The 12,927-nt window shown below is 73.5% G+C and carries 8 protein-coding genes; 3 read left to right on the top strand and 5 right to left on the bottom strand.

What is annotated here, in order from left to right:
* The first annotated feature begins 178 nt into the window (after positions 1–178).
* The 3 genes from eccE (at position 179) to OG254_RS34980 (ending at position 5,984) form a co-directional block, all read left to right on the top strand.
* Positions 179–1,498: a type VII secretion protein EccE gene (gene eccE, locus OG254_RS34990; protein WP_405589827.1), complete on the top strand. Its 1,320-nt coding sequence runs from the start codon at positions 179–181 to the stop codon at positions 1,496–1,498.
* A complete protein-coding gene (locus OG254_RS34985) occupies positions 1,498–2,340 on the top strand; it encodes a hypothetical protein (protein WP_405589825.1) in 843 nt (280 codons plus the stop codon). Before eccE ends, OG254_RS34985 begins: the two co-directional genes overlap by 1 nt.
* A gap of 254 nt (positions 2,341–2,594) precedes the next feature.
* On the top strand, positions 2,595–5,984 hold the full coding sequence (locus OG254_RS34980) for an SCO5717 family growth-regulating ATPase (RefSeq protein ID WP_405589823.1): 3,390 nt from the start codon (positions 2,595–2,597) through the stop codon (positions 5,982–5,984).
* A gap of 79 nt (positions 5,985–6,063) precedes the next feature.
* Here OG254_RS34980 and OG254_RS34975 read toward each other — a convergent pair whose 3' ends face one another.
* The 5 genes from OG254_RS34975 to OG254_RS34955 form a co-directional block, all read right to left on the bottom strand.
* On the bottom strand, positions 6,064–7,041 hold the full coding sequence (locus OG254_RS34975; RefSeq protein ID WP_405589821.1) for a bifunctional riboflavin kinase/FAD synthetase: 978 nt from the start codon (positions 7,039–7,041) through the stop codon (positions 6,064–6,066).
* Between the two features lie 145 nt (positions 7,042–7,186).
* Positions 7,187–10,804 (bottom strand): trypsin-like peptidase domain-containing protein, encoded by a 3,618-nt coding sequence (locus OG254_RS34970; RefSeq protein WP_405589819.1) that lies wholly within the window; start codon positions 10,802–10,804, stop codon positions 7,187–7,189.
* Positions 10,805–11,090: 286 nt separating this feature from the next.
* Positions 11,091–11,996: a tRNA pseudouridine(55) synthase TruB gene (gene truB, locus OG254_RS34965; RefSeq protein ID WP_405589817.1), complete on the bottom strand. Its 906-nt coding sequence runs from the start codon at positions 11,994–11,996 to the stop codon at positions 11,091–11,093.
* Positions 11,993–12,448: a 30S ribosome-binding factor RbfA gene (gene rbfA / locus OG254_RS34960; RefSeq protein ID WP_147994094.1), complete on the bottom strand. Its 456-nt coding sequence runs from the start codon at positions 12,446–12,448 to the stop codon at positions 11,993–11,995. Before rbfA ends, truB begins: the two co-directional genes overlap by 4 nt.
* 48 nt (positions 12,449–12,496) lie before the next feature.
* Positions 12,497–12,793, bottom strand: a complete 297-nt coding sequence (locus OG254_RS34955) for a DUF503 domain-containing protein (RefSeq protein WP_351188610.1) — start codon at positions 12,791–12,793, stop codon at positions 12,497–12,499.
* Positions 12,794–12,927 lie beyond the last annotated feature (134 nt).

Below are 12,927 nucleotides of genomic sequence, written 5' to 3'. Positions count from 1 at the left end.
AGGCTGACCACCTGGGGTTTGGGTGTCCCCTGTGTCGCCTGGTGTTCTGCAGCGGGTACCGTGAGCCACCCGCATGGATGTTGTGGGCCATCGATGCCCCTGGCCCGTCGCCGGGATCCCGGACAGCGGATCCCGCCCGACCGACGGCCACTACTTCGCGAAAGGGATGTCCCGGGGGATGAGCAGCGCTACGAGCACCCGGCGCGGACGCCGCGCACAGCAGCAACAGGGGGGTCCGGGCGGCAGACGTACGTCGGCGGCACCCGCCGCTCCCACCGCCGCCTCGCCGCGTACGCTGCCCCGTCCCGGCGGCCTCGGCCCGGTGCGGCTGCAGCAGCTGATCCTGGTGGAGCTCGCGGCCGCGGTCATGGTGGTCGCCTGGGCCGCCGACGCCTCCTGGCTGCTGGTTCCGGCCGGCGTCGTGGCGGCGCTGCTGCTTCTGATGGCGGTGCTGCGCCGCGGGCGCCGTCCGCTGCCCGAGTGGTACGAGACGACGCGTGCGCTGAGGCAGCGCCGGCGCGACGCCAAGATGCCCGTCCCGCCCGGGACCGACGCGATGCTGGTGCCCGTCGTGGAGTGCGACCCCGCGCTGCGGACGTACTCCTTCGTCTCCCGTGACGACCGCTCGATCGGCATGATCGGCGACGGCACCTTCCTGACCGCCGTCCTCTTCGTCCAGCCCGGCGACCAGCCGCTGCGCCCCGGGGCCGCCGGACGGCAACTGCCGCTGCGGCTGGTCCAGGACGCCCTGGAGGTCGACGGGATCCGGCTCGCCTCCGCCCAGGTCGTGCAGCACACCCAGCCGGCGCCCGCTCCGCACCTGCCGCAGCAGTCGCTCGCCGCGCGGTCGTACGGCCCCCTTCAGGCGCAGGCCGGTTCTCCCGCGCTGCGGCTCACCTGGGTCGCCCTCAAGCTCGACCCGGAGCTGTGCCCGGAGGCGGTGCAGGCTCGCGGTGACGGTGTTCCCGGCGCGCAGCGCGCACTGCTGCGCGTGGCCGACCAGTTGGCGAGCCGGCTGGCCGGTGCCGGTTTCAAGGCGACCCTGCTGGACGAGACCGAGCTGATGCAGGCCCTGGCGACGTCCAGCTGCCTCAACCCGCGCGCCAACGCCCAGCACGGACAGGACGGGCGCACCCAGCGCCGTACGGTCGAGTCGGTGCGGAACTGGCGGGTCGACGACCGGTACCACACGACGTACTGGGTCTCCCGCTGGCCGCAGTTGGGCAGCGGCGGTGCGGCACTGCCCGAGCTGGTGACGCGGTTCACCTCGCTGCCGGTGCTCGCCACGACGTTCAGCATGACCCTGAGCAAGGCCGGGAACCGGGGTGTCTCGCTCACCGGGCACATCCGTGTCACCGCCCGCGGTGACAGTGAACTCGGCCAGGTGGGGCGTGAGTTGGAGCGGGCCGCGAGTGCCTCGAAGGTCGGCCTGGTCCGCCTCGACCGCGAGCAGGTCCCCGGAGCCCTCGCCACTTTGCCGCTCGGAGGTACGTACTGATGTCCCAGCCCGCCCCGACCATGCCCCCGGGACAGCAGGGCCGTAACCCCGCACGCCCGCCCGCGCACGTGGCCTCGCCCACCGACACCGGTCTGATCCCGATCATCCGGCAGCCGGATGCACCGCAGCAGCAACGCCGTATCTTCAGCCCGGGGTTCGGGCTGCGCGGCCCGCGTCGCAACCGTCATGTCGTCACCGCCGACGAGCTCGTCGCGATCAGCATGCCGCTCGGTGACGACGGCGTGATCATCGGCACCGACCCGGACTCGCATCCGGCGGTGCTCGGGCTGTCCCGTCCGACCCCCTTCGACGTCGTGCTCGTGGGCGGCCTGTGGCTCGCCCAGGTGCTGGCGCTGCGCGCCGCCGCGACGGGAGCGCGCGTGGGTGTCGAGACCGGTCGTCCGCAGGCCTGGCAGCAGTTGGCCCAGGCGGCGGGCGGCGGCCAGCAGTGTGTGACGGTGTATCCGGTGGGCCGGGTGCCCGCGCAGGGGCCGTCGGTGTCCAGTCCGGTCGTGTTGTTCCGGGACTGCGGCATTCGTCCTCCTCGCGGTCGTGTGACGTCCGTGCCGTGGCAGGCCGTCGTGACGGTGCTGCCCTTCGTCAGCGAGCACGCGCCGCGCTGGCTGGCGCAGGCCCATCTGGTCGGCATCCAGCGCATCTCGCCGTACGAGACCGAGGCCGTCCGGGACACCCTCGGTGTCCCCGAGGACCAGCTCCAGCACCTGCCGACGCTGCACGACGGGGTCGCCCTGTGGTGCACCCGCAAGCACCAGAAGTTCGTCATGACCGAGCCCACCGATGCCGAGACGGGCCTGCTCGGTGTGGCCCGCCGTATGGACTGACCCGTCGTCGTCGCCGGGCGCGCGTGCGAACTGCGCCGCGCCCAGGGGGCGTTCCGCCCGCACCCATGAGGCCCTTCCGTCCCGGCAGCCTGAGCTATAGCGTCCGCGCCCATGGGGGCTTTTCCGTCCCGCCATGCGAGTGATTAGGCTTCTGGTGGTGCGGTGACGATCGCAGTCGCGTGGGACTCGCCACTCGGTCCGCCCGGCCGCGACGACGACCAGCTCAGCAGCAGTGGCTGACCAGGAGGCAAGCAGTGAACAGGGATCGGTCCGAGTACAACGGCGGGAGCCCTTCCTCGGACGGGGACGATCACGAGGTGGATCTCACCGGCGAGTTCGAAATCGTCTACACACCTCCCGCCTGGTACGCCCAAAGCACGCAGGGTGGCTCCTCCGGGGGCGGACAGGACACCGGCCAGGCGCCACCACCACCGACCGGATCACCCGTCGGCACACCCACCGGGCCGCCCGGCGTGCCCGCGCAGGGTCCCGCGCCGCAGACTCCCGCACCGGAGCCCCAGTCCTTCGGCGTCCCGTCGCAGCAGCCCGCCCAGCCCTCGCAGCCGGTTCAGCCGTCCCCGCACACCCCGGCCCAGGGCACGCCCGCGAACCAGCAGGGCCAGGCCACGGGTGGCTACGGCTTCCCGCAGCAGCAGTCCGCCACGGGCGGCGCCCCCGCAGCCGGCGGATACGGCTACCCCCAGCAGCCGGGACCGGCCGGTGCGCCGCAGCCGGGCCAGGACACGTCCGGCGGTTTCGGCGTGCCGCAGCCGGGCCAGGACACGTCGGGTGGCTTCGGCGTTCCGCAGTCGGCACAGGACACCTCCGGCGGCTACGGCATTCCCCAGCCCGGCCAAGACACGTCCGGCGGCTACGGCGTTCCGCAGACGGCACAGGACACCTCCGGCGGCTACGGCATTCCCCAGCCCGGCCAAGACACGTCCGGCGGCTACGGCGTTCCGCAATCGGCACAGGACACCTCCGGCGGATACGGCATTCCCCAGCCCGGCCAGGACGCGTCCGGCGGATACGGCTACCCGCAGCAGCCCACGCCTGCCCAGCCGCCCGCCGCACCCGCAACGCCCACCCCCGTACCGCCGGTGGCACCCGCACCCTCACCCGCCCAGCAGTCGTCGGTCCCGCCCGCCGCGCCCGGCTTCCCCGTGCTGCGGCCGGTCGACGAGGACGCCCAGGCCGCGGCCCCGTCCCCGACCGCCACCCCGGCGGCCGGTGTACCGGCGGCGCCCGCTCCCGAAGAGCCCACCCCCGTACCGCCGGTGGCGGCGCAGCCGGAGGTCGAGCTGAACCACGCCGCGGCTGACGCGGAGGCGGCCCGGCTGTTCGGCGGCGATGACGACGAGCCGGAGGAGGAGCGCGCCGACGAGACGGAGACGGGTGACTCCACCGGGTCCGTGTTCGCAGCGCAGAGCGACGAGCCGACGCAGGTCCAGGCCGACGCGGACTCCCCCGCACAGCCCGACGCCGAGCCCGCGCCGGCGACCGCGGAGCCGGAGGTCCAGGCAGCCCCGACGCCGCCCGCCCCCGCGACCCCGCCCACGGCACAGAACCAGGAACCGCAGCCGCAGCCGCAGGCCCAGCCGCAAGCACAACCGCAGGCGCAGCCCACCGGCCAGGTCCCCCCGCCGCAGCAGGGCAACCAGGGACTCCCCCCGCTGCCCCAGGGCTTCGTTCCCGCGCAGCCGCCTCATGGCGCACCGCAGCAGGCAGGGCACCCGGACCCGCAGGCCGCCGCCGCTGCCGCGGCCGCCGGTCAGGCCCCCGGTTACGGCTACCCCCAGCAGGCGCAGCAGCCCGGTCAGCCGCAGCCCCAGCCCCACGCCCAGGCTCAGCCCCCGGCCCAGCCGCACCCCGACCAGACCGGTCAGCCCGCTCACCAGGCCCCGGCCCAGGGCGGGTTCGGCCCGGCTCAGCCTCAGCCCGGCTATCCCGCGCAGGCCGGCTATCCCGCGCAGGCCGGATACCCCGCCCAGGCCGGACAGCCCGCGCCGGTCGACCCGCGTCAGGCGGCACAGCAGCCCCCACAGGCGCCGCACGCGCAGGCCCCGCACCCGCAGGCCGCCGGATACGGCTACCCCCAGCAGGCGCAGCAGCCTCAGCCGCAGCCCCAGCCCGACGGCTACGGCTACGGCTACCCGCAACAGCAGCCGCAGCAGCAGCCGCCGCAGGCACAACCCCAGCCCCAGCCTCAGGCACAGCCCCAACCCCAGCCCGGCTACGGCTACCCACCCCAGCAGGGCGGCTACGGCTACCCTCAGCCCGATCAGCAGCAGCAACCGGCAACGCAGCAACAACCCCCGGCCCAGCAGCCGCCGCAGCCTCAGCCGCAGCAGCAGCAGGCCCCGCAGCAGCCCCCCGCCCAGCAGAACCCCGCCGCCTACGGCAACCAGGGCTGGACCGCCCCGCCCGGCCCCCAGGCCGGTCCCGGTGCTCCGCAGCAGCAGCAAGCGGCGCCCGGTACCCCGCTCGGCTACAACGCCGCCGTGGAGCTGTCCTCCGACCGGCTGCTGCGCAACCAGCCGAAGGCCCGCAAGAACAACCAGGGCCCGTCGCGCTTCAAGCTCGGCGCCAAGAAGGAGCAGGCGGAGCGGGAGCGCAAGCTCGGTCTGATCCGTACGCCGGTGATGTCCTGCTACCGGATCGCGGTGATCAGCCTCAAGGGCGGCGTCGGCAAGACCACGACGACCATGTCGCTGGGCGCCACCCTCGCCACCGAGCGGCAGGACAAGATCCTGGCGATCGACGCCAACCCGGACGCCGGCACGCTCGGCCGACGCGTGCGGCGCGAGACCGGTGCCACCATCCGTGACCTGGTCCAGGCGATCCCGCAGCTCAACAGCTACATGGACATCCGCCGCTTCACCTCGCAGGCGCCCTCGGGCCTGGAGATCATCGCCAACGACGTGGACCCGGCGGTCTCCACCACGTTCAACGACCAGGACTACCGCAGCGCGCTCGACGTGCTGGGCCGCCAGTACCCGATCATCCTCACGGACTCCGGTACCGGTCTGCTCTACAGCGCGATGCGCGGCGTGCTGGACCTCGCCGACCAGCTCATCATCATCTCCACGCCGTCGGTGGACGGTGCGAGCAGCGCCTCGACGACGCTCGACTGGCTGTCGGCGAACGGCTTCGCGGACCTCGTCCAGCGATCGGTCACGGTCATCTCGGGTGTCCGCGAAACGGGCAAGATGATCAAGGTCGAGGACATCGTGGCGCACTTCGAGACCCGTTGCCGCGGTGTCGTCGTGATCCCCTTCGACGAGCACCTCTCGGCGGGCGCCGAGGTGGACCTCGACATGATGCGTCCCAAGACCCGCGAGGCCTACTTCGATCTCGCGGCCCTCATCGCCGAGGACATCGCCCGTACGCAACAGGGCTTCGGCAACCCGAACATGCAGTACCAGCAGCAGCAACAGCCGCAGCAGCAGGGGTACCCCGCTCCGCAGCAGCAGCCCCAGCAGCCCTACGCCCAGCCCGGCGGCGCCCCGCAGCCGGGTCAGGGCTGGGGTCAGGCGCCCCAGCAGCCGCCACCGGGCCAGGGCTGGCAGCAGCAACAGCCGCCGCAGGCCCCCGCGCAGGATCCGCAGCAGGGCTCCGTACCGCCCGGCTGGACTCAGCAGTAGCACGACAAGGCGAGAGGGCCGGCACCATGAAGGTGCCGGCCCTCTCGCCTGTGTCCGAAAGCGTCGCCCGGTTCAGGCGCTAGGCGATCCCGCCGCCCTCGACCCCGGGTGCCTCGGCGGCCCCGATCAGTTCCCGGCACCGCTGCACGTCCTTCGCCATCGCCTTCAGCAGTGCGTCCAGCGACTCGAACTTCTCCTGCCCGCGCACATAGGCGAGGAAGTCCACCGCCACATGCAGCCCGTACAGATCGAGCCCGACCCGGTCGATGGCGTACGCCTCCACCGTGCGCTCCGTGCCGTCGAACTGCGGGTTCGTGCCGACCGAGATCGCGGCCGGCATCACCTCGCCCTGGGCGTGCAGCCAGCCGGCGTAGACGCCGTCGGCGGGGATGGCGGTGTGCGGCAGCGTCTCGACGTTGGCGGTCGGGAAGCCGAGCTCGCGGCCCCGCTGCGCCCCGCGCACGACGACGCCCTCAACGCGGTGCGGGCGGCCCAGGATCTCGGCGGCGCCCTCGACGTCGCCCTCGGCGACCAGGCGCCGGGTCAGCGTGGAGGAGAACGGCTCCCCGCCGCCCGCCTCACCGGTGACGTAGAGATCGACGACCTCGACCTCGAAGTCGTACGTCTTGCCCTGCTCGGCGAGGAATTCCACATTCCCCGCGGCCTTGTGCCCGAAGCGGAAGTTCGGGCCCTCGACGACCGCCCTGGCGTGCAGCTTGTCGACGAGGACCTTGACGACGAAGTCGGCCGGCGAGAGCTTCGAGAACTCGGTCGTGAAGGGCAGGATCAGCACCGCGTCCACGCCGAGCTCGGCCATGAGGTCGGCGCGGCGGTGGTGCGGGGCGAGCAGGGGCGGGTGGCTGCCGGGCCGGACGACCTCGCTGGGGTGCGGGTCGAAGGTGACGGCGACGGCGGGGACGCCCAGCTCACGGGCCCGGTCCACGGCATGCCGGAGGATCAGCTGGTGCCCGCGGTGGACTCCGTCGTAGGAGCCGATGGTGACGACGCTGCGCCCCCAGTCCTGGGGGATGTCCTCCAAGCCACGCCAGCGCTGCACTGTGCCTGCTCCTTGTCGCAAACTCGTCGAACCCGTGTCCGTCTTTGCTCATACGGTCTTACGCAGGTCTAAGGGTGCCATGCCGGGCGCTTCCCGCCCTCATCGGCATGGGCGCTGTGACCGGGTGCACGCGACGACGCGGTCGTCAGGCGGGGACCCGCACACCGGCCAGGTTCTCGATCATCCGCCGGGTGCTCGGGCCCACCACGGCCGACCAGTCCTGCGGGGTGTCGGTCAGCCAGCCGGCGACCCGCACGGCGAAGCCGGGCACATGACGGCCCAGGTCGACCAGGCCGCGGTCGAACCGGGCCGCGCCGTCCGGGGTGCGCACCAGCAGCAGGCCGGTGTGGTGGACCAGGCCGCGCAGGTCGTCGTCGGCCCGGTCGCCGCTCTCCTGGACGGTGGCGTGCAGGAAGGCGTCCAGCACGCCGGGGGCGCGTTCGTGGGAGAGGAGGAACTCGCGCAGTTCGCGGCGCAGCGGGCGGGACCCGGGAGTGCCGGGAGTGGCGAGTACGGCGGCGAGGGCGGCCCGCACCTGTTCCGGGCCGCCGTCCAGCAGGCCCGTGACCAGCGGGAGGAGCACGGCTCGGGCGCTCGGGCCCTGGTCCAGGCGCCGGTCGACGAACACCGCCATGTCGGCCGCCGTCTCCGGCCGCAGCTCCACCATCTCCTGGACGAGGGCGGCGACCCGGCGGGCGAGCGCGGGCATGGTGACGTCGGCGAGGGTGCGCAGGGCGTCCTTGGCGCCCGGCCTGTGCAGCCGGACCCGGAAGGCTTCGAGGACCGGCTCGGTGTGCGTGACCAGGGCGGCGACCAGCGATCTGGCCGGGAACTGCGGGTCGGCGGCCGTGAAGTGCGCCAGCGCCTGCGGGAGATGACGGTCACGGGTGCGGGGATCACGGACGAGGAGGGCGAGCGCGGCGCCGTGCAGGGTGCAGTCGGAGGGGCGGGCGAGCAGGGCGAGGGCGGCGTAGCGCAGGAGTTCGCGGTCGGCCTCGGTACGGACGTGGGGCGCGGCGCGCAGTCCGTACGCCGCCGCGGCGACGCGCCGCCCGGGCCGTTCGTCGTGGGCCCACCGGTCGACGGCCCGGCAGACGGCGGACGACTCCTCGTCGGACAGGACGGCGAGGAGCTCGTCGGCCTTGCGGTGCGCGCTGTCGACGAGCGTCTCGGTGAGCTCGTCCAGGGCACGGTGACGGTGCGTGTGCAGCAGGGCCTGCGCGGCTCGGGCGACGGTCGCGTGGGGGGTCGCGGGCAGCGGCCGGTCGTCGTCGAACCAGCGGGTGAGATGGCGTTGTACGGCGGTGGGGTCGGCGGCGAGAAGCCGGGCGACGGCGTCCAGATACCGGGGGTGCCCCGACTCGTCGGCGTCGTCGGTATCGGTCGGCGGGCCGTCGGCGAGGACGAGGCGGCGGAGCAGATCGAAGCGCTCGCTGTCCGGGAGCGGCAGCGCGGTCCAGAAGTGCGGACCGAACTCGCGCGACACGGAGCGCCGGTGCCGGCGCCAGGCGACGATCCGGTCGGTGAGCAGATGCAGCACGTCCAGGTACGGCGTCGCGTCGGGGACGCGCAGCAGGGTCTCGGTGAGCAGTCGGGCGGCCCACCAGGAGTGCCGGTCGGCGTCCAGCGCGTGCGTCAACTCCTCCAGTTGGAAGGCGAGTTGGCGGGGTCCGTGGTGCCGTGGCAGCAACAGGAGGGCCTGGACGACGGGGCCGACGCGATGATGGGGCACGGGGAGGGGGTGCGCGGCGTCGGGGTGGGTGCGGCGGCGGTGGACGAGGGCGTGCAGGGCCTCGTCGAGGTCGAGGTGCATGCCCTGGATCCAGTCGGCGAGCTCCTCGTGGGCGAAGCGGTAGCCGTCGCCGGCGGGGACGAGGAGCCCCTCGGTGAGGACGGCGGACGCCCACCCGGTGCCGCCGCCGAGCACCGCGGGGGCCGGCCCCCAGGGGAACACGGCCTCGAAGGACGCGCGGTCCAGCTCCCCCTGGCCCGGTCCGAGGCTGCGGCGGGCGGCCTCGTGGACCTGCCCGGAGACCTTCGCGGCGAGCCGGCGTACGGCGGTGCCGCGCAGGCCGTTCTCGGCGGCGAGGCGGACGGCGATGCGCAGGCACATGAGGTCGAGGTGGGCGGAGAGGACGTCGTGCCGGTCGACTCCGTGCGGGGTGGGCGTGCCGGGGAGGGCGGCGCGCACCTCGGAGAGCAGACGCAGGGTGAGCGGGTGACCGGCGTCGGGACCGGCGAGGGCGCCTTCCGGGATGCCGTATCGGACACGGGCCAGGCGGGCCTCGTCCGCGGTGAGGTCGTCGAGCGGTACGCACGGGGGGAACCGCCGGGTTGTCCCGCCCCCGGCGCCCCCATCGGCCTGAGCGGCCTCGTCCTCAAACGCCGGACGGGCTGGATCATGCCGGACCTCGTACAGCATCTCCTCCGGAAACTCGGCCCCCGCCCCCTCCCAATACTCCGCCCGGCACGCCACCACCAGCCGCGCCCCCGTCTCCCGCAGCCACTGCGCCGTGCCGTCCGTCCAGTCCGTGAGGCGGTGGGCCAGCACGGGCGGCATCTCCTCCGGGCCGTCCAGGAGGAGCAGGAGCGGGCGGCCGGCGCCGAGGGCGAGGTGGGCCAGGCGCTCCGGGGTCGTGTCGCCGAGGGCGGCGCGGTCGGACGGGGCGGCGACGATGCGGGCGGCCCGCGCCAGCGCCCGGCGCGCGGCGTCGGCCACCGAGGCGTCCTCGTCCTGCAGGTCGGCGCCGCGCAGCCACAGCGTGGGAGCCGACTGCGGGCCACGGCCCCGGCGGGCGGCAAGGGCCGCGAGCTCCGTCGTACGGCCGCTGCCCGGCGGCCCGACGAGGGCGAGCACCGAGGCCCGGCTCTCGGCGAAGGCGTCGAACTCCCTTGCCGTAGCTGCCCGTTCGACCGGCTTCAGGGCCTGCGCTCCCCCACCGTCCGCGCGGCCCACGTAGCCCGCCAGCGTCCCCGGCGGACCGTCCTGCCCGACCGAGGTGGCCGTCAGTTCCAGGACGCCCGCGAGGTTCAGGTCGGCGCCGTACGCGGGCACGGTCGCCGCGTTCTCGGCGATCAGGTCGGCCAGCGGCCCGTCCGGTGTCGGGCACAGCGGTACGGCGAATCCGGCGTCGCGCGGGCCGGCTTGCAGGGCCGTGCCGAGGACGCCCACGACCGCGCCGGTCGCGGCGTCGAGCACCGGCCCTCCGGCCGCGCCTCCGCCGAGCCGCAGCGCGTCCCGGCCGGCCGTGCCGATCGCGAGCTCCAGGGCGTCGTCGAGGAGATGGACGCGGTCCGTCGCCGTGTACGTCACGGACGTCGCGCCCAGCACCCTGGCCTCGCGCCAGCCACCGGCCGCGATCCGCACATAGGAGCCGGTCCCGATCCGCTCCCGCACGGTCACCGGCAAGGGGTCCACGCCCAGCCCCTCCGTGCGCACAAGGGCGAGATCCAGTCCGGGCAGCGAGGTCACCGCGGCCGCCGGCACCACACAGCTGCGGTCGCCGCCGGCGGCGAGCAGGACCAGCCGGGGCAGGCCGTCGACGACCTCGTGGCTGGTGACGACGGTGCCGTGGTGGTCGGCCACGAAGCCGAGGCCCCGGGGCCGGCCGGCCAGGTCGTGGATGCGGACCAGGGCGTCGTCGCGGTGGTCGCAGCGGCGCGCGTCCTGCGCACCGGCGTCCTTCTCGTCCCCGCAGTCCTGCTGTCGCGTGCCTTCCGGCGTCCGGCGGGCACCGCCCGCCCGCGGGCCCCGTCCCGCCATCGTCGAACCTCCCCGCACCGCGCCCGTTCGCCCATTCGTCCGTGCCGCTTTTTTCCGACGGTAGGCGGGTTGTGATCAGCGGGACAGATCACGTGGCGAACGCGCCCCCTTCCGCTCCCTCGGTTCACTCCGAGCGCCTGCCCGGACGGGTGAACAGGCGGGGGTCGTTGGATACACCCTAGAGGTGGGGGAACCGAGGGGGGACCGTGGAGCGGCGGGCAGAGGACAACCCCGTGACCGCCGCTCCACGGGCAGGCACCCCGACAAGCTCCTCGGGGGGGCAGCCTCAGCCGAACACGGCCAGGCTCTTCGCCTTGCCCTTCTGCGGCTCCACGAGCGCCAGCAGGCGTCCCTCGGGGTCGAAGACGGCGACGGAGCCGGAGCCCTCGTACTCATCGGGCATGTCGAGGCGGACACCGTTGGTGAGCAGCCGTGCGCGCCTGGCGTCGACGTCCCAGCGCGGGAACGCTGCCGCGGCGGCCTCGGCGATCGGCATCACCGTCAGCTCCTGCTGAAGCTGGTCCAGCGTCTTCGCGGAGTCCAGCTTGTACGGCCCGACGCGGGTGCGGCGCAGCGCGGTGAGGTGGCCGCCGACGCCCAGGTCGGCACCGAGGTCACGGGCCAGGGCCCGGATGTAGGTGCCGGAGGAGCAGGTCACCGACACGACCAGGTCGAGGACGGCGGTGCCGTCGTCGGCGACGGCCTCCCGGACGTCGTACACCGAGAAGGACGAGACGGTGACCGGCCGCGCCGGGATCTCGAACTCCTCGCCCTCCCGTGCCCGCTTGTAGGAGCGCACACCGTCGATCTTGATGGCGCTGACCTTGGACGGCACCTGCATGATGTCGCCGGTCAGCTTGGCGATCCCGGCGTCGACGGCCTCGCGGGTGACCTTGGAGGCGTCGGCGGACGACGTGATGTCGCCCTCGGCGTCGTCGGTGAGCGTGTTCTGGCCCAGGCGGATGGTGCCCAGGTACTCCTTCTCGGTCAGGGCAAGGTGACCGAGGAGCTTCGTCGCCTTCTCGACGCCCAGGACGAGGACGCCCGTCGCCATGGGGTCGAGGGTGCCGGCGTGCCCGACGCGGCGGGTGCGCGCGATGCCGCGCATCTTGGCGACCACGTCGTGCGAAGTGAAGCCCGACGGCTTGTCGACGATGACAAGGCCGTCGGGCGTGGTGTGCTTCTGCGTCATTCCGCGGTGTCGCCGTCCGTCTCGTCCTCGTCGCCCGGCTTGCGATACGGGTCCGCCTCGCCGGCGTACTTCGCGCCCGCGGACACCTCGCGCACCTTCTCGTCGGACTGCCGCGCCTTGTCGAGGAGGTCCTCGATGGTCCGGGCGGTGTCCGGGAGGGCGTCGGCGACGAACGTGAGGGTCGGCGTGAACTTCACGCCCGCGGCCGCCCCGACGGCCGAGCGGAGGACGCCCTTGGCGCTCTCCAGTCCGGCGGCCGCTGCCGTCCGCTCCTCGTCGTCCCCGTACACCGTGTAGAAGACGGTCGCCTCCCGCAGGTCACCCGTGACGCGGGTGTCCGTGATGGTGACGTGCGAGCCGAGCCGCGGGTCCTTGATCCCGCGCTGCAGCTTCTGGGCCACCACCTCTCGGATGAGGTCCGCCAGCCTTTTCGCCCGCGCGTTGTCGGCCACTGGTCCGTCTCCCGTTCTTTCTTCTTCAACGTTCTTGGCTTGTGGTCGTCAGTCGTCGTGGTCACCGTGGAAACGCCGTCGTACCGACAGCAGTTCCACCTCCGGACGGCCGGCGACCAGCCGTTCGCACTGGTCCAGTACGTCGGTCAGGTGTCCGGCGTCGCCGGACACCACGGCGATGCCGATTCCGGCCCGCCGGTAGAGGTCCATGTGGTCCACCTCGGCCGCGCTCACCGCGTACTTGCGCTGAAGCTCGGCGACGATCGGGCGGACGACGGAGCGCTTCTCCTTCAGCGACCGTACGTCGCCGAGGAGGAGGTCGAAGGACAGTGTCCCCACGAACATGTGTGTAACCGGTTCACCCGCCGGTACGGGATCGATGGTCCTGCCCTCCGTGGGGCAGGGACATCAGAAACCGTACAACGAAGGGACCGGGACGATCGACGGATATTACGCTCCGTAGACCGTCGCCGCCCGTC

It is taken from the genome of Streptomyces sp. NBC_01092, from assembly GCF_045039535.1.
Lineage (GTDB): Bacteria > Actinomycetota > Actinomycetes > Streptomycetales > Streptomycetaceae > Streptomyces.
Note: the sequence above shows the minus strand (reverse complement) of the source record. Positions and strands in the feature narration are given on the sequence as shown.